At 31.1% G+C, this 25,699-nt stretch carries 24 protein-coding genes; 13 read left to right on the top strand and 11 right to left on the bottom strand.

The annotated features are described in order from the left end of the window. Positions 1-8: 8 nt before the first annotated feature. Complete coding sequence (locus CAMP5082_RS05015) at positions 9-1,403, top strand: anaerobic C4-dicarboxylate transporter (protein WP_263663985.1); 1,395 nt, start codon at positions 9-11, stop codon at positions 1,401-1,403. 29 nt (positions 1,404-1,432) lie between these two features. Here the strand turns inward: CAMP5082_RS05015 and CAMP5082_RS05010 are convergent, their stop codons facing one another. The 8 genes from CAMP5082_RS05010 to CAMP5082_RS04975 form a co-directional block, all read right to left on the bottom strand. Continuing rightward, a complete protein-coding gene (locus CAMP5082_RS05010; protein ID WP_337206090.1) occupies positions 1,433-3,283 on the bottom strand; it encodes an aryl-sulfate sulfotransferase in 1,851 nt (616 codons plus the stop codon). A 44-nt stretch (positions 3,284-3,327) separates the two neighbouring features. After that, positions 3,328-3,972, bottom strand: coding sequence for a thiol:disulfide interchange protein DsbA/DsbL (locus CAMP5082_RS05005; RefSeq protein ID WP_337206089.1), 645 nt, complete (start codon positions 3,970-3,972; stop codon positions 3,328-3,330). Between the two features lie 55 nt (positions 3,973-4,027). Continuing rightward, on the bottom strand, positions 4,028-6,427 hold the full coding sequence (locus CAMP5082_RS05000) for a DUF3726 domain-containing protein (protein ID WP_337206088.1): 2,400 nt from the start codon (positions 6,425-6,427) through the stop codon (positions 4,028-4,030). Positions 6,428-6,445: 18 nt separating this feature from the next. Continuing rightward, on the bottom strand, positions 6,446-7,972 hold the full coding sequence (locus tag CAMP5082_RS04995; protein WP_214126123.1) for a BCCT family transporter: 1,527 nt from the start codon (positions 7,970-7,972) through the stop codon (positions 6,446-6,448). Between the two features lie 9 nt (positions 7,973-7,981). Then, entirely contained in the window at positions 7,982-8,974 is a 993-nt protein-coding gene (locus CAMP5082_RS04990; protein ID WP_263678876.1) for a dipeptidase, read from the bottom strand. 26 nt (positions 8,975-9,000) lie between these two features. Further along, positions 9,001-10,446 (bottom strand): aldehyde dehydrogenase family protein, encoded by a 1,446-nt coding sequence (locus CAMP5082_RS04985; RefSeq protein WP_263678874.1) that lies wholly within the window; start codon positions 10,444-10,446, stop codon positions 9,001-9,003. A gap of 18 nt (positions 10,447-10,464) precedes the next feature. Then, positions 10,465-10,848, bottom strand: a complete 384-nt coding sequence (locus CAMP5082_RS04980) for a RidA family protein (RefSeq protein WP_337206087.1) — start codon at positions 10,846-10,848, stop codon at positions 10,465-10,467. A 227-nt stretch (positions 10,849-11,075) separates the two neighbouring features. Beyond that, complete coding sequence (locus CAMP5082_RS04975) at positions 11,076-11,705, bottom strand: GntR family transcriptional regulator (protein ID WP_263663994.1); 630 nt, start codon at positions 11,703-11,705, stop codon at positions 11,076-11,078. 146 nt (positions 11,706-11,851) lie between these two features. On the opposite strand from CAMP5082_RS04975, the gene CAMP5082_RS04970 reads away from it, so the two are divergent. Then, positions 11,852-12,232, top strand: coding sequence for a YbgC/FadM family acyl-CoA thioesterase (locus CAMP5082_RS04970; protein ID WP_337206086.1), 381 nt, complete (start codon positions 11,852-11,854; stop codon positions 12,230-12,232). On the opposite strand, the gene CAMP5082_RS04965 is transcribed toward CAMP5082_RS04970, so the two are convergent. From CAMP5082_RS04965 to CAMP5082_RS04955, 3 genes are read right to left on the bottom strand one after another with little or no spacing between them, the layout of a single operon-like run. Next, the gene (locus tag CAMP5082_RS04965; protein WP_337206085.1) at positions 12,219-13,427 is read right to left on the bottom strand and encodes a hypothetical protein; all 1,209 of its coding nucleotides are present in this window, start codon (positions 13,425-13,427) and stop codon (positions 12,219-12,221) included. The genes CAMP5082_RS04970 and CAMP5082_RS04965 overlap by 14 nt on opposite strands. Further along, positions 13,424-14,035 carry a uracil-DNA glycosylase family protein gene (locus CAMP5082_RS04960; RefSeq protein ID WP_337206084.1) on the bottom strand — a complete coding sequence of 204 codons (612 nt, stop codon included), beginning with the start codon at positions 14,033-14,035 and terminating at the stop codon, positions 13,424-13,426. The genes CAMP5082_RS04965 and CAMP5082_RS04960 overlap by 4 nt, the downstream gene beginning before the upstream one ends. Continuing rightward, positions 14,035-14,508 carry a GNAT family N-acetyltransferase gene (locus tag CAMP5082_RS04955; protein ID WP_153801293.1) on the bottom strand — a complete coding sequence of 158 codons (474 nt, stop codon included), beginning with the start codon at positions 14,506-14,508 and terminating at the stop codon, positions 14,035-14,037. The genes CAMP5082_RS04960 and CAMP5082_RS04955 overlap by 1 nt, the downstream gene beginning before the upstream one ends. Positions 14,509-14,646: 138 nt before the next feature. Here CAMP5082_RS04955 and rpmH point away from each other — a divergent pair, with 138 nt between their 5' ends. Genes rpmH through CAMP5082_RS04900 form a run of 11 tightly spaced genes read left to right on the top strand, consistent with a single transcriptional unit; the run spans position 14,647 to position 25,698 of the window. Further along, complete coding sequence (gene rpmH, locus CAMP5082_RS04950; protein WP_012661270.1) at positions 14,647-14,781, top strand: 50S ribosomal protein L34; 135 nt, start codon at positions 14,647-14,649, stop codon at positions 14,779-14,781. Next, positions 14,778-15,104: a ribonuclease P protein component gene (rnpA, locus tag CAMP5082_RS04945; RefSeq protein ID WP_263664026.1), complete on the top strand. Its 327-nt coding sequence runs from the start codon at positions 14,778-14,780 to the stop codon at positions 15,102-15,104. Before rpmH ends, rnpA begins: the two co-directional genes overlap by 4 nt. Beyond that, entirely contained in the window at positions 15,092-15,475 is a 384-nt protein-coding gene (yidD, locus tag CAMP5082_RS04940; RefSeq protein WP_263664027.1) for a membrane protein insertion efficiency factor YidD, read from the top strand. Before rnpA ends, yidD begins: the two co-directional genes overlap by 13 nt. Further along, on the top strand, positions 15,439-17,019 hold the full coding sequence (yidC, locus tag CAMP5082_RS04935) for a membrane protein insertase YidC (protein WP_337206083.1): 1,581 nt from the start codon (positions 15,439-15,441) through the stop codon (positions 17,017-17,019). Before yidD ends, yidC begins: the two co-directional genes overlap by 37 nt. Then, positions 17,003-17,848 carry a Jag N-terminal domain-containing protein gene (locus CAMP5082_RS04930; RefSeq protein WP_337206082.1) on the top strand — a complete coding sequence of 282 codons (846 nt, stop codon included), beginning with the start codon at positions 17,003-17,005 and terminating at the stop codon, positions 17,846-17,848. Before yidC ends, CAMP5082_RS04930 begins: the two co-directional genes overlap by 17 nt. Next, positions 17,845-19,173: a tRNA uridine-5-carboxymethylaminomethyl(34) synthesis GTPase MnmE gene (gene mnmE, locus CAMP5082_RS04925; RefSeq protein ID WP_337206081.1), complete on the top strand. Its 1,329-nt coding sequence runs from the start codon at positions 17,845-17,847 to the stop codon at positions 19,171-19,173. The genes CAMP5082_RS04930 and mnmE overlap by 4 nt, the downstream gene beginning before the upstream one ends. A 12-nt stretch (positions 19,174-19,185) precedes the next feature. After that, complete coding sequence (purL, locus tag CAMP5082_RS04920) at positions 19,186-21,363, top strand: phosphoribosylformylglycinamidine synthase subunit PurL (RefSeq protein ID WP_337206080.1); 2,178 nt, start codon at positions 19,186-19,188, stop codon at positions 21,361-21,363. Between the two features lie 2 nt (positions 21,364-21,365). Further along, positions 21,366-22,136 (top strand): tellurite resistance TerB family protein, encoded by a 771-nt coding sequence (locus CAMP5082_RS04915; protein WP_263725212.1) that lies wholly within the window; start codon positions 21,366-21,368, stop codon positions 22,134-22,136. After that, entirely contained in the window at positions 22,133-23,665 is a 1,533-nt protein-coding gene (purH, locus tag CAMP5082_RS04910; RefSeq protein ID WP_337206079.1) for a bifunctional phosphoribosylaminoimidazolecarboxamide formyltransferase/IMP cyclohydrolase, read from the top strand. Before CAMP5082_RS04915 ends, purH begins: the two co-directional genes overlap by 4 nt. Positions 23,666-23,680: 15 nt before the next feature. Continuing rightward, positions 23,681-25,273, top strand: a complete 1,593-nt coding sequence (locus CAMP5082_RS04905) for a methyl-accepting chemotaxis protein (protein WP_337206078.1) — start codon at positions 23,681-23,683, stop codon at positions 25,271-25,273. 11 nt (positions 25,274-25,284) lie between these two features. Then, entirely contained in the window at positions 25,285-25,698 is a 414-nt protein-coding gene (locus CAMP5082_RS04900; RefSeq protein ID WP_263725209.1) for an META domain-containing protein, read from the top strand. Position 25,699: the final 1 nt, after the last annotated feature.

Below are 25,699 nucleotides of genomic sequence, written 5' to 3'. Positions count from 1 at the left end.
GAGAGAGTATGGAAATGCTAACTAGCCTTAGCGAAGGCACTCAATTTAGTATCCAACTAGCCGTAGTTCTCATTTGTCTTTTTTATGGGGCAAAAAAAGGCGGTATCGCTCTTGGTTTACTAGGCGGTATAGGTTTATTAGTTTTAAGTTTTGGTTTTGCTGTAGCACCTGGAAAACCTTCTATTGATGTTATGCTTACTATCTTAGCTGTTGTTGTTGCTAGTGCAACTTTACAAGCTAGTGGTGGTTTAGATGTAATGTTGCAAATTGCAGAAAGAGTTTTAAGAAAAAATCCTAAATTTTTAACCATCTTAGCTCCTTTTGTAACTTGCTTTCTGACCATGCTTTGTGGAACCGGACATGTTGTTTATACTATGATGCCTATTATTTATGACATTGCTATTAAAAATGGCATTCGTCCAGAAAGACCAATGGCTGCTTCTAGCATTTCTTCTCAACTTGGAGTTATAGCAAGTCCTGTTTCAGTTGCTGTTGTAAGTTTAACCGCATTACTTTTAAATCCAGAAATTAATAAACATCCTTTAGCAGGATTTGATGGCTATGTAGATTTACTTGCTATTACTATACCTTCTACTTTAGTGGGCGTTTTAGCTATAGGAATTTTTTCTTGGTTTAGAGGAAAAGATCTTGATAAAGATGAAGAATTTCAAGCTAGAATTAAAGATCCAGAACAAAGAGAATACATCTATGGTGATAGCAAAACTCTTCTTGGACAAAAACTTCCAACTATTCAATGGGTAGCTATGTGGATTTTCTTAGGTGCTATTGCAATAGTGGCTATACTTGGAGCCTTCCCAGAACTTAGGCCACAATTTACCTCAAAAGGCGTTACTAAACCTATGAATATGGTTGCAGTAATTCAAATGTTCATGCTTTTAGCAGGTGCGGCACTTATCATCTTTACTAAGCTTGATGCAAGTAAAATTGCAAAAAATGAAATCTTTAAATCAGGTATGATAGCTTTAGTAGCTGTTTTTGGAATTTCTTGGATGGCAGATACTATGTTTGCAGTACACACTCCTATGATGAAAGAATCTTTAGGAAATATTGTTATAGAACACCCTTGGACTTATGCAGTTATGCTTTTATTAATTTCTAAATTTGTTAATTCTCAAGCAGCAGCAATTGCAGCTTTTGTGCCACTTGCATTAGGAATTGGTGTTGAACCAGGTATTATCATTGCTTTTGCGGCAGCTTGTTATGGATATTATATTTTACCAACCTATCCAAGCGATCTTGCAACTATACAATTTGATAGATCAGGTACTACAAAAATAGGTAAATTTGTTATCAATCACAGCTTCATCTTGCCAGGTTTAATTGGTGTAATTGTTTCTTGTATAGTGGGTTATTTCTTAGCTTTAGGTGCAGGATATTTATAAAATCAAAGGGCTTGTTTTAAAGCCCTTTTTTATTTAAATGCTTTTTCTAAATCAATAGGCATAGCCTGATAACCAGTACTTGCTCCACTAAAGCGAATTTGTACTGAAGGTTCTTTAGCTCCCCATTTAAACTCATCTATTTCAGGTTTTGGTTCTCCTATAGCAACACCCTTGCTTAAATCAAAAGCCATACCAGCACTAGCACTATAAACCATAATCGAATTTTTATCTTTATAATACTCAGCTAAAGAAGTAATAGGTGAAAACCATTTATTGCCTCTTTGTTTGCCATATTCCCAAATTTGCTCTACGGTTTTATTTTTTTGATCTATTTTATATACAACCGCTCTTGAATATTTCATCGAAGCAAAAGCAGGTTGTGTTATAGCTCTTGCATCACCATTGTCAAAAGCTGTAATATAAATATATCTTTTATTAGATTTTTCATCTATTCTAAAAGCAGTGTGTTGTGTCCATGTAAAATCAAAGCCACCTTCCTTATTTTTATAACCAGGACATTTGCTATAATCATCTTCACAAATTATATTTTTGCCATTTTTATCAATGGGTTGTAAAAGTGCTTTTTTATACTTTTCTCCCCAGCCCTTATGTGCTCCTAATATCCATTTTACTTTTTTATCACGTCCGATTTTTATAATAGCGCTTTGATGACGACTTGAAATGATAATGCTATCATCACTTGGATCATAATCTACACTATTTACATGAGCCCAGTTACGCCCTACTCCAGTGCCTGCTATATCCCCAAAAATTTCACTTGTATCCATTTTGGCTAATTCTTCATTGCTTAGAGTTTTACCCGCTTTTGAAACATCTACATTTAAACAAACCGCACCTTGATCTAAAACTTTGATAATATTAGCTCTATATGGATCTAAAATTTCAAAAAGCCTCCACTCATCTACCACATTGCCATTATTATCAACCTCTAATATCACATCACGCACCGAGCGCACATTTTTACCATCAGGACGCTTAACATTAGCCAAGGCTACTCTTAAAAGATAATTTCCATTTGGCATTTGACTCATAGAATGAGAAAAATCTATATAAGAAGAAGGTAAAATGCGGTTAAAAATTTCTCTACCCATTAAATCATATTTTACATATCTTTGACCAAACCCAAAGCTTAATGCCCCATCTGAATTTTGTCTAAAGCCCATCATAATACCACGATTATAAATATTGTTTTTATCCATTAGCTTATCATTATCTAAATACCAACGAATTTCACCCTTTGTATCGACAATGAAGGCATTAGAAGCCTCATCCCATTCTAAAGCACCACCACTTGGGTTATTCCATATAGCTTGAGAGCTTTTTGCGCTGTATTTTCCTGGAGTATTATTTACTAGATATAATCTATCTTCAAATTCTTTATCTACTTTAAGTACTTCCACTTTTTCAAAAGGCACACCTCTTTGCACAAGACTTCCACTTGGCTCTATATTTACCCCACCTGTTGCTATTTTATATACCTCATCTATTACTTTTTCACTTTTTCCAAAAGCACTTTTAGTATAGCTTACTTTTACTGTGTTTAAATATGATGGATAAAGCCCAAAAATAGGAATTCCTCCATAAGTTTTAATTTTATTAGAACTTACCTTATAAGATATGGTTTGTCCATTTGGCTTTGGAACTATAGTCACACTCACATCGCTTAACTCATATCCTCCATCTACAATCACAGCACTAAGCGGGGATAAACCATAAGGATTAAGCTTTATGGTTCCAATTTGTCCTTGCACATGATAGTCTATCTTAGCCCCACTTGCTCCGCCTACAGCTAAAGCTAAATTTGGCGCTAAAACCACGCTAGCTAGCAAGCTTAAGCTGATGATTTTTTTAATTTTCATGCTTGTCCTTTATTAAGATCAATAACACCTTTAAAATAAAGGCATTACTTAACTGAAAGTTCTTTAACTATACGGATTAGTTCTTCTAAAGAAGTAATGTATTCAGGATTGATTTGATACTTACCATTTACTACAAAAGCAGGCGTGCCATAATTTCTTGAAATTTCATTAGCCACATCATAAGCAACTAAAAGCTCTTTGGCTTCTTTAGTTTGTAAAAATTTTTGCAATTCTTCTTTACTAGAACCGATAGCATTTAAACCTATTTTATAAAACAAATCAAGATTATTTAAATTTAACTTTTGCTCAAAATGACTTACAAAATACACATCAGCAAGCTTATAAGTAAGACTTTTTTCACTAGTAACATCTAAACCTAAAGCTTTTTCTTTAAAAGAAGCTAAAGCAAACATCTCATTTAAAGCCCCACCATACTCACTCATAGAACTTACCGAAAAAAGATCATATTTTAAATTTGGCAAAACCTCTTTAACCTTTGCTAAAGTGTGAAATTGATGATGGGTGTAACAATGAATGCAACGATAAGAAAATACCTCTATTAGAGAATTTTGTGCATTTGGGATAGGTGTTTTTAAAGTAATATACTCTTTACCCTCACTTAACGCATTTGCATTTATAGCAAAACTGAGCGTACAACAAACAATCAAAAAAATATTTTTTAAATTCAATTTTAACTCCTATATCATGATATTGCAATATAATTATATTGCAATATCATAAACATCAGGATTCAACCACACCTCCAGCATCTTTTCTTGATTGCTCACTAGATTGAACCATAATTCCTTTTGTATATTTCAACAGTTCCTCCCATTCTTTCTTTTGTAGCAAGATGCCTTTTTGAACACTCTCTTCGTAATTTTTTTCAATAATATCATGAGAAATACTTACATTCTCATCATTTCTGATTAAAGGATTTTTAGAAATTTCAATATAAAGCGCTCTTTCATCTAAATTACAAGGTATATTTTTCATTAAAATATCTGGAAAATCTTCATTATTTTTTATAAAGTATTCCACATACTGAGATTGCTTTATGTCATACCAATAAGCTTTAACATATAAATTTTTATTTGATAATCTTTTTAACTGAGAATACACAAAACACCTATTATAACATTTTGAAATTTTTATATTTAAAGAATTATATTGATTTAAAAAATCAAGCGCATACGCAATAATAATTTGAATATGACATAATATGCTATGATGATTAAGATCAACACTTAAATACTCATTTGTAATATTTAATGTTATATCTAAATTGTCGCTTTTCAAATAAGGCGCAGCTTTAAGAAAATTTGACAATCCATTTAATCCAGCCATTTGCATGTCAATAACCATAGATGCAATTAAATCAGCTTCTCCAAGATTTAATTTTAATCCATTATAAGCTTTAATACAAGCAGCTTTAAGTTCGTTTTTGGAAACATAAACATTATTATTAGATAAATCACAAACATTATGCTTATTTTTTGGCAATAATGGAAACATCCACTCATTAGCATGAATTTCATCCATTAAAGGTGCATTCTGAAACAATGTCACTTGAACCCATCTATCTGATCTTGGATCATACTTTGTTACACCAAACATAGACAATTTAGCTCTTAAAAGATGCATAGGCAAAAAGTCTTTTGCTAAAACATTAGCTCTTATATCACCCATTGCACAGTTTCCCATAGTCCAAGCTCTTCTAGCTATAGATGTAAAACAAGGGTTTTCTAGTAAAAATTTACTTATATGTAAATAATCATCCTGATTTTTTAAAGCATTGTAAAATTTAACCACTTGCCTAGCAATATCTAAAGGTTGTTCTAGTTCATCTCCATTATCAATACCTCTTACTCCAAGCCTAGGCTCTTCTTTTTCTTCAGATATATACCAAAACCAATAATTATTTTCAGGATTTTCAAAATTAATACCTAAAGCCCAATCATATTTTTTCTCTATTACATTTTTAATTTCAGAAATTTTAACACCAGTAAGTTCTAATGGAGTTTCATCGATTGTCATCATTTTATCGTGTATATCAACTAATTCAGGATACAGTTCTAATAAACACGAAAGTACGATTTCTTGTGCTTCCAAAGAATATTTTTTTGTATATTCTACAAATTCCTCAATAACCATAGAAGCATTTATTTTTGTTTTTATTTCTTTTACTATATAAGAAAGCTCACTTGAAGCTATTTTGTTTAAATTATCTTGCCTTGAATCTATTGTTGTTATTTCTTTAAGATGTAAACTTGCTCTTTTTAAATAATCAATCAATTCTTTAGCCTTACTCATATCAAGCTTTTGTTGCATAACTTTTGACAACGCTAATTCTCTTTGATAAAGCCAATTATCAACAACTTTTGGGTGTTTAATCAAATAAGGAGCCATACCAAGTCCAGTAGCATTTCCCACACCTAAATATCTTTGAATATCTCTATCAAGTTCTACAGCTTTATCTCCACCACGCTGTTTGGCTATATAATTTACCCAATCTAAACTAAATTGCCTTACAATATAAACAGCGCACATTTCAGCAGAAAATGACTGAGAAAAATCTCCATTTTTTTGCAGATTATCAAAATCAGAAATTCCAAATTTTCCACTTCCATATACAGCTGTGGTTCTTAATATATAACCAACTTTAGCTAGTTCATCTAAATCAGGTTGTTTTCCATTAGCTAAAGAATTAACAATATATTCAAAAATTCTTACACTTTTATTAGCCCTTGCTAAAACAAAAGCATTGTTAAAATTTCTACCAGCTTCTTGCAGTGGAACATTTTCTTTTAAAACAGTCAATAATCCACTATCAATCTCTCCATTTACAAAAGTAAAAGTAACATCCCACTTATTTGCTATAACTCTATCATTTCTTTCTTCATCTTTTATATAATTAGCGAATATAACAAGATGATATATTCCATGAGGTGTTCTAACTTGATATATTACATCACCAAATCCTTTATCATCTAAATCCCATAAAATATTTTTTAATACCCATTTTTCTTGAGCAATTTTCCTCATCAAAGTTCTAGTAAAACTAAGTCTAGATGAGTGCATAGAGCCCAGTCTTTCTAAAGACATGACTTCTTGTGGACTTCTTAATTTCATATCATTTTTCATTTTGTCTCCTTTTTTGTATTAACGTAAATTTTGCTCATCTGCCATTTTAATTGCAATCTGTATAGAGTTCCATAAGGTTGGTAATAATATAAATGAAACAGGTACAGCAGTAATTACTATAAATGATTGTAAAGCCGAAATTCCTCCCTGTCCGATAGATATTAAAATAATTGCCAATACCCCCATTAAAATTCCCCAAAAAGCTCTAAGAAGTTTACTAGGTTCAGTGTTCCCACTAACAATAACACTCATAGTATAAGTCATAGAATCACCAGTTGTAATAATAAAAATAGCTGCCAATATCAAAAATAATGCTGAAATAAATGTTGACAATGGCAATGACTGTGTGATTGCTATTAATGCAGCAGGTATATTAAAACCTTTAAAAGCAGAGCTTATGCTGCCTGGATTTTCAATCTCAAAATACAATCCTGTTCCACCAACAATAGTAAACCAAAACATTGTAATAATTGGTGCGCAAATACTTACAGCTATAATAAGCTCTCTTAAAGTCCTACCTCTTGAAATTCTAGCAATAAAGATAGCCAATACTGGACCATATCCTAAAAACCACCCCCAAAAAAACAAAGTCCAAGATGCAAGCCAAACAGTATCTTCTCTATAAGTAGCCATAGGTATAAAATTTTGTATCAAAGTTCCAACACCTTGAACATAAACATCCAAAATAAATTTTGTAGGACCAAAAATAAAAATAAAAAACATCAAACCTACAGCTAAAATAACATTCCATTTACTAAGAATTTGAATGCCTTTTGCTAAACCTCTAAGTGAAGATATAGTATAAACTAAAATAGCCAAAATAATAATACTCATTTGAGTGATTATATTATCTGGTATTTGAAAAATCATATTTAGTGCATAAGAAATTTGTAAACCTAAAAATCCTATAGGTCCTATAGTACCAGCAGCAACAGCCACAATACAAAAAGCATCTATTAAAGAACCAATCCATCCGTGTATAACTTTATCACCAAAAATAGGATAAAGAATAGTTCTAGGTCTTAAAGGAAGGCCTTTTTCATAGTGTAAATACATTAGCACTATTGTGGTAATAGTTCCAGAAACAGCCCAAGATAAAAAACTCCAATGCATGTAAGATTGCGCTAGAGCTTCTGTGATTTTTTGAAAAATATTACTAGTATTTCCAAATACAGGAGATGGAGAAACAAAATGAGCTATAGGCTCTCCAGCAGCCCAAAAAACACCTCCGCCTGCAAGTAAAGTACACATAATAATAGATATCCATTGAAATGTACTCATTTCAGGATTTTTAATATTACCCAAAACTACGCCGCCTGTTCTTCCCCAACTAAGCCCGATCCCAATAATAAAAGTCAAAAGTAGTAAAATTTGCCAATATGCACCAAAGTATTTTGCTGAGACATTAAAACCAAACTCAACGATCGCACTAAGTAACTTTGAATCAATTAAAGCTATTACAACAAATATCATCAAAAATCCACTACTACAAATTAAAGTCAACTTATCAATACGAGTATTGTTTTTAGGAGCACTGTTTAACATTTTAACTCCTTAGCAAGTTTGAGCTTTTAAGCCATCTTGTAAAAAATGAAGCCAATTAAGACCCATGATTTTTTTTACATCATTCTCAGAAAACCCATAATTAATCAATCCTTTATAAATATTATATAAGCCACTAGAATCATTAAACCAAGACACATTTTTAGGCCATGTGGAATTAGTAGCACTACCTTCGCCATAATCTTTTATCTTAGACCATCTGCCATTGCGCATCCATTCTAATACATCTAATGGTTGATTTAAACATAAATCACTTCCTATACCTATATGATCAACCCCTATCATATCTGCCAAATCAGCACTCATTTTACAAAAATCATCCAATGTACAATCACTTCCATTTGGCAAATGAAAAGGATATAAAGACAAACCTATCAAACCTTTTCTCTTAGCTAAAGCTTTTATCACCTCATCGCTTTTATTTCGCAATCCATTGTGCGCAAATTTAGGATTAGCATGAGATATACATATAGGGCGAGACGATATGTCAATAGCTTCCAATGTTGATCTATCACTACTATGAGACATATCAACAATCATACCAACCCTATTCATTTCTTCAATCGCTTGTTTGCCAAAGCGAGTAATACCACTGTCGTTTTTTTCATAACAACCAGTAGCCAATAAGCTTTGATTATTATAAGTTAGCTGCATAATCAACAAACCAAGCTGTCTCATAACAGATATTAACCCTATTTCATCATCAATCAAAGAACAATTTTGCGCTCCAAAAAAAATCCCTACCTTATTTTGAGCTTTTGCTTTTAAAATATCTTCGCTTGAAAAAACAGGCAATATATATTCATTAAATTCTTCAAAAAATCTATGCCACTGGGCAAATCTAGTGAGTGTTTCTCTAGCATTTTCATGATATACTAAAGTAACATGCACAGCACTAACACCACTTGATTTTAAAAATTTAAAATATTCTTTATCCCATTTGCAATATTGCAAACCATCTATAATGATATCTTTCCCAAACATAACCACCTCCTTTTTGTAAACAACATTTAATAAGCTTTTACATAAGTTGTTTTTACAACTGTGTAAAATTCCTTCGCATAAGAACCTTGCTCTCTTGGACCAAAGCTAGATTCTTTTCTGCCTCCAAAAGGTACATGATAATCTGTTCCAGCTGTAGGAAGATTAATCATAACACAACCACTTTTTGCTTCTTTTTTAAATATGTTTGCATTTTTTAAACTCGATGTTACAATCCCTGAAGTCAATCCAAAACGAGTACCATTATTAAGCGCAACAGCTTCTTGTAAATCTTTTGCTTTAATCACACATGCTAATGGAGCAAAAATTTCTTCCTGATTAACATCCCAATCATTTTTAGTATTAATAAATAAAGTAGGAGACATATAGTAACCATTTTTATCAAGTGATAATTTTTTACCACCAAATACCAATTCCGCTCCAAGATCTTTAGCTCTTTGAACCCATTTGAAATTAGATTCAAATTGTTTATTATCGGCTACTGGTCCCATAAAAATTCCATCATCTAAGCAATGGCCAACCTTTAATGTTTTCATTCTAGAAACCATTTTCTCAACAAAAGCATCGTGAATACTTTCTATAACAATCAAACGAGAACTTGCTGTGCATTTTTGTCCAGTACCTGAAAAAGCTCCTGCAATAGCACACTCAACAGCAAGATCAAGATCTGCATCATCCATAACAACTAAGGCATTTTTACTACCCATTTCTAATTGACATTTAACAAAATTTGCAGCCGTAGCACGTGCTATTTTTCTACCAACATCAACAGATCCAGTAAAAGAAAGTGCGTTGATATTTCTAGAATTAATAATAGTCTCACCAACTTCTCCACCACTACCTAAAACTAAATTAAATACACCGCTTGGCAATCCATGCTCATGAATAATCTCAGCCAAAGCTACAGCAGAAGCTGGAGTGGTATTAGCTGGTTTCCATACTATACTATTACCAAAACAAAGAGCAGGAGCTATTTTCCAAGAAGCTGTTGCAATAGGGAAATTCCAAGGAGAAATAATACCAACAACACCAACAGCCTCTCTTGTAATCTCAACATCAACACCACTTCTTACAGACGCTGCATTTTCCCCAATTTGTCTTAATACTTCAGCTGCATAATATTGAAAAAATTGACCTGATCTAAACGCTTCTCCTTTTCCTTCTATTTTTGTTTTTCCTTCTTCTAAAGATATGATTTTTCCAATCTCATCGCTTCTATTCATTAAAGATTCACCGATTTTATAAAGCAAATTTGCCTTTTCTTCTAAAGGAGTTTTTTCCCAAGAAACTTGAGCCTCTTTAGCAGCATCAATAGCTAGCTCTACTTGTTTTTTATCAGCCTGTGCTACATCCCCTAGATCATTATCAATATCAGATGGATTAATATTTTTTATAGTATTAACACCCTCTACCCATTGACCATTAATATATAAACCCTTAGTACAATCTAACATTTTATCTCCTTTATAATTTTAATTATGAGTTTGCGCATAAACTACAAATTCAACCAGCATTTCTTCTCTAGCCAAACCAGAAACAATAAATGCAGCTCTATTTGGATAAACTGTATTGAAATAGGTTGAATATATCGAATTTACAAATTTTAAATCTTCTCTTTTTGTAACATAAATTAAAATCTGTAACACATCATCTAATTTAGAACCAGCACATTCTAAAGTATGAATAAGATTTGAAAAAACTTGCTTGGTTTGCGCTTCTATACCACCAGTAACAACCTCTCCATTTTTATCAATAGGAATTTGTGCTGTATATAAAATATTATTTGATACAACCGCCCATTCTAATGGAGATTTTGAGGGGAATAATCTTGTTTTAACCGCTATTTTACTTGACATACAACTCCTTTTTGTATTGTTATATTTTCAAGTCTATAGGAAAAAAACTTAATAAATACTTAATGCCGACAATAAATATATTATATATTTTCTTACCTTGAAAAAACATGTAAATATGTGAATATTGGTAAATATATTTAAAAGATATCCCTATGATTAAAACATCAAATAAGTTAGTAAGGTAGTTTTAGTTTTAAAATTGAATATATACTTATTATATGATTATATCAAATCAAATATTGTTTAACAAAATTCTCAAAATAATCAATAATGTCATCAACATATTCCAAAGCTTTTTCTGTGTTTTTTTGATACACAGCTTTTAATATATTCTTGTGTTTTTCTTTTACAATATCATGTTGACTATTTTGAGCATAGCGATACCAAAATCTCCTTGAAATCCCTTGCACGTTTCTCAATTCTTCGTAAATAAAATAATTTTTAGAAGCTTTAGCTAATACATCTTGTCTTTTATCAAGCCATGATAAAAAATTTATTTCATCATAATTTTCAATTTCATTTAAAAGTTCATTTATAGCTTTTTTATCATCCTCAGTAAGTCTTTTTATAGCACATTCTATACAAAGTTTCAAAATAACTCTTCTTACTTCCAAAAGTTGCATTTGTAAAGAAGCATTCATTTGTGGAACCATTATTCCTGCTTTTGATATATTCACCAAATAACGTTTTGAAAGCAACAATAATGCTTCTCTTACAGGCGTACGTCCAACATCAAGCATATTTGCTATGCCCTGTTCTGTTAAAATACTACCAGGTTCTATTTCACAAAAAACTATTCTTCTTTCTAGTTCATCATATACTTGTTCGGCTAAAGTTTTATTTTTCACTTTTTTCATGTAATTTCCAAATATAAAATAAAAATTATAGAATAATATCTAATTATTAATGTATTTAAGACAGAATATTAATGATTAAAATTCATATTTGATATTCAATTTACTTTAAATATAATGTATTATAAAAAACAAAAAAGGATTTTTAAATGCAAATACGAATTTATTATGAAGATACCGATGCGGGTGGAGTGGTATACCATAGCAACTACTTAAAATTTTGCGAAAGAGCAAGAAGTGAGATATTTTTTCAAAAAAACGCAAAAATTTTTGATAAAAGCAAAGGACATTTCCTACTTACTAAAGCAAATTGTAGCTTTTTAAGACCTGCTAAACTTGGAGATCTTATAGAAGTAAAAACATTTATCACAAAGCTTAAAAAAGCTTCAGTTTGTATAAAACAAGAGATTTACAAAGATAGCACCAAGCTTTTTGAGGCTGAATTTACCCTAGCCTTTTTAAAAAATGAAAAAATAGCCCCTATAGATGAGGCTATAACTAAGGTTTTTACTGATCTTACAAAGGAGTAAAACCTAAGCCTTGCGAGCGTATGATTTTAACCTTATAGTCAAATTGATTATCATTTAAACTCTCATCGAAAATTCTTTGAGAGTCTTTATCTAAAAACTGCGTATAAAAATAATCAAGCCCCACGCTAGTTGCATACGCTATCCAGTTGTAATTAATATTTTGCGAAAAAAGCTCATTAAGATAGCTTAGAGTTTGATCCTCATTAGAAATGGAATTTGCTAGTAAAAGTTTTTTTCTATCATTAATTTGCGTTAGGCTTAGCAAAATAGGATTATAATTAATCTGAGTTGATAATAACACAAAAGGTTCTATATCATAAGTTCTTATTTGTGAGCTTATAAGTGCTGTTTTTATCAAAGAAGTATTTAAAATAATACTAGAATCTTGAAAACTTCTATTTTGATTTAAAATACTTCTAAAATCAAATTTAGAACTATTAATAGTATAAATTTTCTCGCTACCATTACCTATGTTTAAAACATTCTCATCTAAGCGATTTGCCAAAGGTGTTCCATCTGAAAAAATAATATTTTTACCATTGGAGTATTCTAAAAGTTTTTGAATTTGTTTTTGATAGTCTATACTTCCAAAATACACATTTTCATTTTGCGTATCAAAATTTCTTTTATGTGCAGTAGGTATGAAAACTTTTACATTTAAATCAAGGCTTTCTTTTAATAAATTTTTCACACCTTTATCTGTAAAACCTGCGATAATATAATTAAATTTTTCTTCTTGAGCTTGTTTAAAAGCTTTAGTTATCTTGTTCTCATCTTCTGTGCCTATTAAAAACACCTTTACTTTTATTTGCGCTCTTTGTCTTAATAAATACGCTATGCTTGAGTTTATAATAGTGTTAGAATAGCTTTTAATCGTTTGCTCAGGTATAATAATAGCTAATTTTACACTAGCATTTTTTTGAATTCTTTTTTCAAAATCTATGATGGAATTTAAAAGTTTAGTATAAATATTAACCAAAAGTTCATTTGCATTATCATTGTTAAATCTTGATAAGAAATTAAAATAAAGTCCTGTTTCTAACAAAGTAAATAAACAATCATTATCACAATTTTGAAATTCTAAATTAGGATAAAAAGACTCACTAGGTTCTATGGGCGATGGTTTTTGCTCTTTCGCAAAAGCACTTAAAGTTAAAACAAAACTCATCATCAAACAAACTAAACTTTTTCTCATAAATAACCTTTTATTTTTTTAATATCTTCTATAAATTCAGCATAAAAGCTAGGATTTTTACTCAAAAAATTCAAATCATAACTTGGCAAAAGCAAAGCATTATTAAAACGCATACATTGCCCTTTGTATTTTTGAAAGTTCTCAAAACCCAAACTTGCAAAAGCTTCTTGACCAAGACATAAAATAATCTTTGCTTTTACAAAATCAAGCTCGTTATAAAAAAACGGCAAGCATAATTTTAGCGCCTGATCATCTATTTTAAAATTACTAAAACATTTAAACATATAAGAAAAATATATCTCATCTTCTTTTAAATTTAAAAGCTCTTTACATAATCTTAAAAACTCTTGTTTATTCTTAGAAGCAAAAAACTTTCCACTTTCGTTTTCTTCTTTATCAATAAAAGCTTGATAAATCAGAATTTTAGCATTTTTGGCTTCTTTTTCTATTAAACTATACTTTCTTAATTTAGAAAAATGACAAAGATTGCAAGTTTCTACTCTTTCGTTTAATTCTTTAAAACTTAAGTTAAAATGTCTAATTTGCTTTTGTTCATCAAAGTATTCATAACCAAAAGCTTTTAGATAATACAAACTGCGTTTATTCATCACATCAATGCTTCTAAATTTTCACCCTCTAAACGATAAGTTCTCCACTCACTCATATGTCTTGCATTTAACTTGGTATAAAATTCAATCCCCAAATCATTATCATTTAAACAAACCCACTCTAAGCGTTTAAGATTTTTTTCTTTGCAAATTTGCGCTAGATATTTAAAAACAGCTCTAGCATAACCTTTTTTTCTATGCTTTGGTTGTATGTAAATATCTTCTAAGTACAACCCACCCAAGCCCCAAAAAGATGAAAAAGTAAAATAATACATCACATAGCCTATTATCTCACCATCAACCTTTAGGCTCAAAGCCTTAGCGTATTCATGTTTAAAGAATGATTCTTCAAGTTCTTTGCTTGTGCATTTTACATCTTCAAGCATATTTTCATGAATAGCAAGTTCTTTGAGTAATTCTAAAATTTTTTCCAAATCTTCTTTTTTACTCTCACAAATTTCAAAAGCCATTATTTTTCCTTAGTTTACAAAATAAAATCAAAATTTAGCAAAAAGTTTTAAAATAACTCTTAATTAAAAGCAGATTTAAGTAAGATTTTGCTAACATACTCGCTTATTATTTTGTTTTTTATTTTAAGTTAAGGAAAAAATATGAAAAGAACATATCAACCACATAAAACTCCTAAAAAAAGAACTCACGGCTTTCGTGTACGTATGAAGAGCAAAAATGGTCGCAAAGTGATCAATGCTAGACGTGCTAAAGGTAGAAAAAGATTAGCGGTATAAAAGATTTTCTAAGTATTAACGACTTAGGAGAGTTTGCAGCAATTTATAAAGAAGGTAAAAAATGGCATTGCGAAGGCATGATTATCTTTTACTCTTTAAGCGAAGAAAAAAAATTCGCCGTTGTTGCTAGTAAAAAAGTTGGAAAAGCTGTTATAAGAAATAGAGCCAAAAGGCTCTTAAGATCAGCTTTTTTTCAGGTTAAAAATCAAGTTGAAAACGGAAAATACATACTTGTAGCCAAAACGAGTATCACTGAAATTCCTTTTTTAAAATTAGAAAAAAACTTGAAATGGGGTTTGAAAAAAATAGGATGCATAAAATAGTTTGTCTAAAATTTATCAGATTTTATCAACTCTTTATCAGTCCTTTTAAACCACAATGCTGTAGATATTACCCAAGTTGCTCTGAGTATGCCTTATGGCAATTTAAAAAAAATAATATTTTTAAAGCATTTGGTGCAGTTTTTTTAAGAATTTTAAAATGCAATCCGTTTTTTAAAGGTGGTATTGATTATCCTAAAATACGCAAGAATAATCTAAACTCAGGTATATGTTTTAAACCTAGTTTTAATGCTTTAAAACAACTCAATTATCTTTATATCCCTTGCAACGATAATCAATTTTTTTTAATTAAGATTATATTTCCAAAGGACAATCCGTGTCAGAAAATTTATCTCAACAAAAACGCATATTAATTGCTGTTGTATTATCATTTTTATTTTTTGTAGTTTATGATTATTTTTTTATACCCAAAGCTCCACAAACTGAGCAAAATATCACTCAAATAGAACAAAACAACTCAGCTCCACAAAGCACTACAAGTACTAACTCTCAAGCTCCAAAAACAGAACTTAGCGTTAATCAAAAAGAAGAAATAGCAGTTGTTAAAAGTGAACATTTTGAAGCACATATTGACTCTTTAGGTAGGATAGCTAAATTTTATCTAAGTGATGAAAAATACAAAGATGAAAATGGCAAAAGTATTAATCTAGTAGATACTTCTTTATCACCTTTACCATTAGAAATAAGATTTAGCGATGCAAAAATCAATCAAGAGGCATTTAATACACCATATACCACAAGTCAAAAAACTATCAATGTCAGCGATGAAAACACAACCTTGATCCTTACTCAAAATTTAAATGATTTAGTAGTAACCAAAAAAATCACTTTCCATAAATATGGAAACTATGATTTAGAGGTTAATCTAAGCAAAGACGCAGCTTATTTTATCACACCAGGTTATCGTCCAAATATAGCAGTTGATAGCTATACAGTACATGGGGTTTTGATCTTAGATAAAGATGATAAAATCACAATGTTAGAAGATGGCGATGTAGAAAATGATGAAAGTTTTTCTAATGTAACCCTTATGGCGGCTTCAGATCGCTATTATAGTGTTTTCTTTTATAATTTTGAAAAACCTTTAAATGCAGTAGTTACTAAAGATAATCACGAAAATTCTATCGTTTTTGCAAGTGCGACAAATACTTTTAAGGCAAGCGGTTATGTTGGCTCAAAAGAGCATGAAATTTTAAGAAGCATTCATGCGGATTTAGATGATGTTGTGGAATATGGTTGGTTTACTTTTATAGCTAAGCCTATGTTTGAATTTTTAAATTTCTTACATGGCTACATGGGCAACTGGGGTTGGGCTATTGTAGTGATGACTTTAATTGTGCGCATTATTCTTTTCCCACTTACTTACAAATCAATGATTTCTATGAATAAACTCAAAGATTTAGCGCCTAAAATGAAAGAAATCAGAGAACGTTATAAAGGCGATCCGCAAAAGATGAATTTGCACATGATGGAACTTTATAAAAAACATGGTGCAAATCCTATGAGCGGATGTTTACCAATACTCATTCAAATTCCAATTTTCTTTGCAATTTATAGAGTTTTACTAAATGCTATAGAGCTAAAAGCTGCACCATGGGCTTTTTGGATTACAGATTTATCTGTGATGGATCCATGGTTTATCTTACCTATATTTATGGGTCTAACTATGTTTATCCAGCAACTTATCACACCAATGGCTATACAAGATCCTATGCAAGAAAAGATTATGAAATTTTTACCATTAATTTTCACTTTCTTCTTCTTAACCTTCCCAGCAGGTTTAACTTTATATTGGTGTGTAAATAATATATGCTCACTTATTCAACAAGTGATTGTAAATAAACTTTTCAAAAACCACAAAAAAGAGGAAATAGCTAAACATGAACATAGAAGCTAAAGACTTACAAACTGCACTCATAGAAGCCTCAAAACAACTTGAGTGCTCTGTGATTGATCTAGAATATGAAGTTATTCAACATGCTAAAGCAGGATTTTTTGGTTTGTTTAGAAAAAATGCTATTATTTGTATTAAAGGACACAAAAAAACCAAAAAACCTCATCAAGAAAAAGCTAAAAAAAATCAAAACGAGAATTTTAGCAAACATTCACAAAAAAATCTTGAAAAAAATGAACACTACAAAGAACACAGAGAAAGTTTTCAAAAACCACTTGAAGCCAATGCTCCAACGAAAGAACATTATAAAGTAAAAAATGATGCTATTTTTGATTCATTTCATAAAGAATCACCAGAAGAAAAAAATATCGCTTCTTATATTGATGAGATAAAAATTTCACTAGAAAATTTACTGGCAACTTTTGATTTTGATATCAAGGTTATACAAGTTAGTGTTTGGGACGAAAATTGTGTATTGATAAAACTTGATGGAGAAGATGCAGCTTTACTTATAGGCAAAGAAGCCCATAGATATAAGGCTTTTTCATATTTACTTTATAACTGGCTTAGCGCTAAATATAAAATTCAGCCAAGACTAGAAATCGCTCAATTTTTAGAAAATCAAACCCAAGCTATAGAAAATTATTTAAAAATTCTTATAGAAAAAGTAGAGAGTACAGGAAGAGTCCAAACAAAGCCTTTAGATGGAATTTGGCTAAAACTTGCATTAGAAAAATTAAGAGAACGTTTTCCTGATAAATATGTAGCTATTAAACAAAATGACGATCAAAGATACATCGTTGTAAATGATTTTTTGAAGAAAAATGAATGAATGACACTATAGCTGCTATAGCCACAGCCCATGGAGTGGGCTCTATAAGTATCATTAGAGTAAGTGGGAAGAAAGCTTTAGAGCTTGCATTGAAAATTACCCACAAAAAAGAATTAACGCCCCGCTATGCACACTTGTGCAAACTTTATAAAAACAACAATGACTTCTTAGATGAAGCTTTAGTGATTTATTTTAAAGCACCCTACTCTTTTACAGGAGAAGATATAGTAGAATTTCAACTTCATGGGGGTTTTTCTTTGAGTGAAATTTTACTTGATGAGCTTATTTTAGCAGGAGCGCGTCTTGCTAGCCCTGGAGAATTTAGCAAAAGAGCTTGTTTAAATGGCAAAATGGATCTTTTAAAAGCTTTAAGTATACAAGATGTCATCATGTCAAAATCAACAAGTGCTGCAAATATCATAGCAAAAAACATTAAAGGTGATTTAAGTAAATTTTTAAATACCATTAGAATGGATCTTGTTCAAACCCTTGCTTTTGTAGAAACTAGTATTGATTATGCAGATGATGACTTACCACAAGATTTACTTGATCAAATCATTACCATGTGTGAAAAAAATTCAAAACTTTTACGCGATATAGTAGATATTTCTTTAAGTAAAAAAGGACTTATAGAAGGCTTTAAAGTTGCTATTATCGGTAAGCCAAATGCAGGAAAAAGCTCCTTATTAAATTCACTTTTAGCTTTTGATAGAGCTATTGTTTCGAATATTGCAGGCACCACAAGAGATCGTATCGAAGAAAGTTTAAAAATAGGTTCACATTTAATCAAAATCATCGACACAGCAGGTATAAGAAATGCAGATGATGAGATAGAAAAAATCGGAGTTAACTTAAGCTATGAAAGTATTAAAGAAGCAGATATTATCATAGCTGTTTTTGATGGATCTAAAGAATTTGAAGAAGAAGATGAGCGTATTTTACAAGCTTTAAAAGATTGTGATAAAAAAATCATTTATGTTTTAAACAAAAGTGATCTAGCCACCAAATTTAAACATGAAATTAGCACTTCTTGTATACGCATTTGCGCCCAAGAAAACACCCAAGCCATTAAGGAAAGTTTAAATGAATACTTAAATACTTTAGATGGTGATGGAATGCTAATTAGCAATACCTTAATACTCAATGCTTGTAAAAATGCTAGCGAAGCTATTTTGCGTGCAAGAGATTTATTAAAAGAAAGTTCTTTAGAGCTTTTTGCTTTTGAATTAAATTTAGCCATAGGAGAGATAGCTCAATTTACAAAAGATTTTGAAAGAGATGAAATTTTAGATGCTATGTTTAGTAATTTTTGTTTAGGAAAATAAAAAGGAGAGAAAATGGATAAAGAAATTATAAAACAACACAAAATTAGCGACGAGGAATATCAAGAAATTTTAAATATATTAGGTAGAGAACCTAATTTGCTAGAGCTTGGAGTTATTTCTGCTATGTGGAGTGAGCATTGCTCATATAAATCAAGCAAAAAATACCTTAATGGCTTTCCGACCAAAGCTCCTTGGGTGATCCAAGGTCCTGGCGAAAACGCTGGAGTAATAGATATAGGCAAAGGAATGGCAGCTGTATTTAAAGTAGAAAGTCATAATCACCCAAGCTTTATAGAGCCATTTGCAGGTGCAGCAACAGGTGTGGGTGGAATTTTACGCGATGTTTTTACCATGGGCGCAAGAGTTGTTGCAGGTATGAATTCTTTAAAATTTGGTAATATCCATGATGAAAAAATAGGCAAACATCAAAAATATTTAGTTAAAGGTGTAGTAAGTGGAATTTCACACTATGGTAATTGCATGGGTGTACCTACCATAGGTGGAGAATGTGCTTTTGATGAGTGCTTTAACGGAAATATCTTAGTTAATGCTTTTGCACTTGGAACTTGCAAAATCGAAGATATTTTTTATGCAAAAGCTGAAGGTATAGGCAATCCTGTAATTTATGTGGGTTCAAAAACTGGTCGCGACGGGCTTGGCGGAGCTGTAATGGCAAGTGATAGCTTTAATGAATCTAGTAAAAGCTTAAGACCAACCGTGCAAATTGGCGATCCATTTGCTGAAAAATTGTTAATGGAAGCTTGTTTAGAACTTTTCAAAACTGATTATATAGTTGGAATTCAAGATATGGGTGCAGCAGGACTTACTTCAAGCTCTTTTGAAATGGCAGGACGCAGTGGTAGCGGTATGAAACTTTATCTTGACAAAACCCCTATGAGAGAAGAAGGTATGACTCCTTATGAGTTAATGCTAAGTGAATCTCAAGAAAGAATGCTAATTTGTGCCAAAAAAGGCTATGAAGAAAAAGTTATTGAAATTTTTAACAAATGGGGGCTTGATGCAGCTATTATAGGTGAAGTTACCGATACTGGCAAAATGGAACTATTTTGGCATGATGAATTAGTTGGCTTAATCCCTATTGAACCGCTAAGTGAAAAAGCACCTATACTTGATAGACCTGTGGCTAAACCAAAATACTTAGATGAGATAAAAAACTATCAATTTAAGCTCAACATTCCTACCCAAGAAGCATTTGAAAAACTCCTTGCAGATGAAAATGTTAGCAATAAAGCTTATATTTATGAGCAATTTGACTCAAGCGTACAAACTAATACTTTAAAAAGCAATGGAGCTTTAGGAGCCAATAGCATTAGAATCAAAGAAAACAATTGCTTACTTTCTATGGCCATTGAGTGTAACTCAAGATTAAACTATGTAAATCCAAAAATCGGCGCAGCAGCAGCTGTTGCAAGTGCAGGAAGAAAAATAGCATGCTCAGGAGCTAGACCTTTAGCAATTAGCGATTGTTTAAATTATGGTAACCCACAAAACCCCGAAGTAATGTGGCAATTTGCCCAAGGTTGTGAAGGTATTAAACTCGCTTGTAAAGAACTCAATACACCTGTAGTAAGCGGAAATGTTTCTTTATATAATGAAACCGATGGAGTAAGTATTTTTCCAAGTCCAACCATAGCTTGTGTTGGAGTAAATGAAAAAGCAGAAAATGTTTTAAAATCATATTTTAGTAAAGATACTAGCGCTATTTATCTACTTGGAGAAAGCAAAGGTAATTTTGGAGGATCTTTAATTGCTAAAGTGCTAGATCAAAAAGTAGCAGGAGAGCTTGAAGATATAGATTTTAACGCAGAATTAAAACTATGGGATTTCCTATTAAAAGCAAACGAAGCAAAATTACTTGATTGTGCTAATAGCATAGGTATAGGTGGTCTTGCTATTACCTTAGCTAAAATGAGTGCAAAGGCAAATTTAGGTATTGAAATAAAAACTAATTTTGAAGATAAGAGTTTTATTTTCGAAGAAAGTCCAACAAGAGTTATAGTTGGTGTTAAAAATGAAGAAAAATTTATCAAATTTGCAAATGAAATGGGAATTAAATTTACAAAACTTGGAAATTTAACTGAAAAAGATTTCATTTTAGATGATATTAAGATATCTTTAGCAAAACTACAAACAATTTATTTTGATAAATTTAATGAGTATTTAGGATAAAAATGCTTTTTGTTTTACTCGTATTGGCAATTTTGGCATTTTATTGGTATTATAAAACATGGGGTAAAGATGATCTTTTAGACTCTTTTAAAAAAGGAGCTAAAAGTTTCTCTCAAGGTTTTAAACAAGGCTATCACGAAGAAAGAATTGATGGATTTAAAAGAAGATTAAACTACTATGTTATAGCACTTTTAGCAAAAATAGCAAAAAGTGATGGCAGAGTTAGTGAAAATGAAGCTAATATGATCTCACAAATTCTTGATTACAATGCTAAAGATTCAAGAGAAAGAGAATTTTTAAAACAAAGTTTTAATGAACACAAAAACACCTTAAATGACACCCATGAAGTAGCCAAAGAACTCATCAAGGAAGTACCTTTACCTCAACAAGAAAGAATTAATATATTAAATGTTTTGGTCGCAATGGCCTTGATTGATGGAGAACTTAACAGCACTAAAAAAGATGTATTAAAAGCCATTGTCAAAGCATTTAATCTTGATGTAAATATACTTGAGAGACTTCTAAATTCTATGCAAACTCAAAAGGTAGGTATGAATTTGCAAAAAGCATGCGAGGTCTTAGGTGTAAGCGAAAATGTAAATTTACAAGAGCTTAAAAAACGCTATAGAGAACTTGCTAAAAAATATCATCCTGATATTTTAAACGCAAACAACAGCGATGAAGCAAAAATAAAAGAAGGTGTAAAAAAATTTCAAGAAGTTAATGAATCTTATGAATTTTTAAAACAATATATAGAAAGGAAAAATCAATGAAAGCACTAATTAGTGTCAGTGATAAAGAAGGAGTAGTAGAATTTGCTAGTGAGCTTGCAAAATTAGGTTTCGAGCTTTTATCTACTGGAGGCACTTATAAGCTTTTAAAAGAAAACAACCTGCAAGTACAAGAAGTTAGTGATTTTACTCAAAGTCCTGAAATGTTTGAAGGGCGTGTAAAAACCTTACACCCAAAAATTCATGGCGGAATTTTATACAAAAGAGAAGATGAAAGCCACCAAAAGCAAGCTAAAGAGCATAATATAGAAAGCATAGACTTACTTTGTGTGAATTTATATCCTTTCAAAAAAACTACAATTTTAACCCAAGATTTTGATGAGATTGTAGAAAATATCGACATTGGTGGTCCTGCTATGATACGCAGTGGCGCAAAAAACTTTAAAAATGTCATTGTAGTTTGTGATATTTTAGATTATGATAAAATCATACAAGCTTTAAAAGATAATACTTTAGATCTTGATTTTAGAAGAGCTTTGATGATCAAAGCTTATGAGCATACAGCAAATTATGATGCTTATATAGCAAATTATATGAACGAGCGTTTTAATGGTGGTTTTGGAGCAAGTAAATTTATTGTAGGTCAAAAAGTGTTTGACACAAGATATGGAGAAAATCCTCACCAAAAAGGTGCTTTATATGAATTTGATGATTTTTTCACACACAATTTTACAACCTTAAAAGGCGAGACAAGTTTTAACAATCTAACCGATATTAACGCAGCTTTAAATTTAGCAAGTGCTTTTGATAAAGCTCCAGCAGTAGCCATTGTAAAACATGCAAATGCTTGTGGTTTTGCTATAAAAGAAAACTTACTCCAAAGCTATATCCATGCGCTTAAATGCGATACCTTGAGTGCTTATGGAGGAGTTGTAGCTATCAATGGAACCTTAGACAAAGAATTAGCGCAAAAAATCAATGAAATTTATATAGAAGTAATCATTGCAGCAAATGTAGATGATAATGCTTTGGAAGTTTTTAAAGATAAAAAACGTATTAAAATCTTTACACAAAAAGCGCCATTTTTAACTAGAGCTTATGATAAATATGATTTTAAACATATAGATGGTGGTTTTGTATATCAAGATAGCGATGAAGTTAGAGAAGATGAATTAAAAAATGCAGTATTAAAAAGCGAAAGAAAAGCTAATGAACAAGAATTAAAAGATCTTGAAATAGCTATGAAAATTGCTGCATTTACCAAATCAAATAACGTAGTTTATGTAAAAAATGGAGCTATGGTAGCCATTGGTATGGGCATGACAAGTCGTATCGATGCAGCTAAAGCAGCTATTAATAAAGCTAAGGAAATGGGGCTTGATTTAAATGGTTGTGTTTTAGCAAGCGAGGCTTTCTTTCCATTTAGAGATAGCATAGATGAGGCTAGTAAAATAGGTGTAAAGGCCATTATCGAACCAGGTGGAAGCATAAGAGATGAGGATATCATCCAAGCTGCCAATGAATATGGTATTGCATTATATTTTAGCGGTGTAAGACACTTTTTACATTAATACAAGGAGCTTCAAATGTTTAAAAGCATAGGTGCGAAGATATCTTTAGCAATGATTTCTACATTGCTAATTAGTTTTATTATCATGCAAATTATCTTACAAAAAGATTCTCAGCAAACGACCGATAGAATCAGCCGTGCACATTTAGATACCTTAAGCACTTCTGTTTTTCAAACATTAAGAATGGCGATGAATTTGGGTGATCCTGCCATTATAGAACAAGCTATAAAAGAAGCAGGCGAGATAGAAGGTATAAAAGATATTAAAATTTATCCTTCCAAAAGCACCGTTGAGCTTTTTGAAATGCAAAAATATACAAAAAGCGATGAAAGTATCATCAACGAACAATTTAACAAGCCGCAAATACAAGCTGTTGAAATCAATAACAATCAAGGACATTATCTAAGACTTATACGCCCATTAATCGCTAATGAAAGTTGCTTAGCTTGTCATGCTAATGCTAAAGAAGGTGATGTTTTGGGTGTTATGGATATGTATAATGATTTAAAACATGTAGATGATGATTTGGCAAACTCAGCTAGAACTTATATTGTTATTTTTAGCATAGCTTTGCTTTTTACTGTTTTTGCTGTGCTTTATATTTTAAAAATAGTTGTGGGTAATCCTGTTTTAGATCTTTTAAAACACGCTAAAGAATTAGCTAGCGGCGATGGAGATTTACGCGCAAGAATCAACATAAAAAGCACTGATGAAATAGGCAAAGCTTGCACCTACATCAACCAATTTATTGAAAAAATTCAAAATGCAGTGATTTCTACTAATGAAAATTCTCAAATGGTAGATAAACAATCTAAGCTTTTAAATACCAATGCACTTGATCTAGCAAATAGAACAAAAGAAGGTCACACAAAAACTGATGAATCTTATCATTTAAGTGAGCAAATTCATACAGAGTTGCAAGATCTTGCTGAGCTTTCAAACAATGCAAATAAAGCCAATACAAAATCTTTTGAAGTTTTAAACACCATGCTTGATTCATTAAATCAGGTAGTAGATAAAGTAAGAGTTGTTGCAGAAAATGAAGATGTTTTATCTCAAAAAGTTGAAGTTATGGAAAAACAAGCAGAAGAGATCAAAAAGGCTTCTGACATGATGGGAGAAATTGCTGATAAAACCAATCTTTTATCATTAAATGCAGGTATTGAAGCAGCACGTGCTGGAGAATTTGGTCGTGGTTTTTCAGTTATCGCTGAAGATGTAAGAAATCTTGCTCAAAGCTCAGAAGAATTTTTAAAAAATATTGCTATTGTCACCAAGCAATTAGTAGATAGTATTAATGAAGTTTCTAAAGAATTAAAACACAATGCTAAAGAAATTAATTCTTTAAACCAAGATGCAAAAGATCTTGTAGAAGGGACCAATGAAGTAAAAGTTTGCAATGAAAACGCAAGAGACTTAGCAAATGCTTGTATGCAAAAAATCTCAAGCACACAAGAAACTTTACAATCTTTACTTGATAAAATGCAAGAAACGGTAAAATTAAGCGATAAAAATGAAGAAATTTCAAAAATTTTGCTTGATGTTGCTCATGAGTTAAATGTAGTTTGTCAAAATTTAGAAGATGAATTAAAACATTTTCATGTATAAGGAGAATAAAAATGAGAAAAATAATCACATTAAGCATAGCAAGTTTAGCTGTTTTTAGTGGGTGTTCTGTGGCAAATTTAAGTGTTGATGATTTACAAAATAAAGAATTTACCATAAGTTCTTATGAAGCAAATGGAAAAAGCTACGAACTTCCTCAAAATACAAAAACAAGTATTAGTTTTGACAATAAAGACAAAAGGCTTTTTGGAACAGCAGGATGTAATAGATTTTTTGGAAATTATAAAGATCAAGGAAGCAGCATAAAAATAGAAGACAATCTTGCTTCAACAAAAATGCTTTGTGATCAAGAATCTATGAAATTTGAAGACAATTTCCTAAGATACTTTAATGGAGAATTTAAAATCATTAACGATGATGATGGAATTGTTTTAGAAAATAAAAAAATGAAAGTTTATTTAAAATAAG

Origin of the sequence: Campylobacter sp. LMG 17559, from assembly GCF_024723605.1 — a bacterium.
Classification (GTDB): domain Bacteria; phylum Campylobacterota; class Campylobacteria; order Campylobacterales; family Campylobacteraceae; genus Campylobacter_D.
This window is presented reverse-complemented; position numbering and strand designations above follow the sequence as displayed.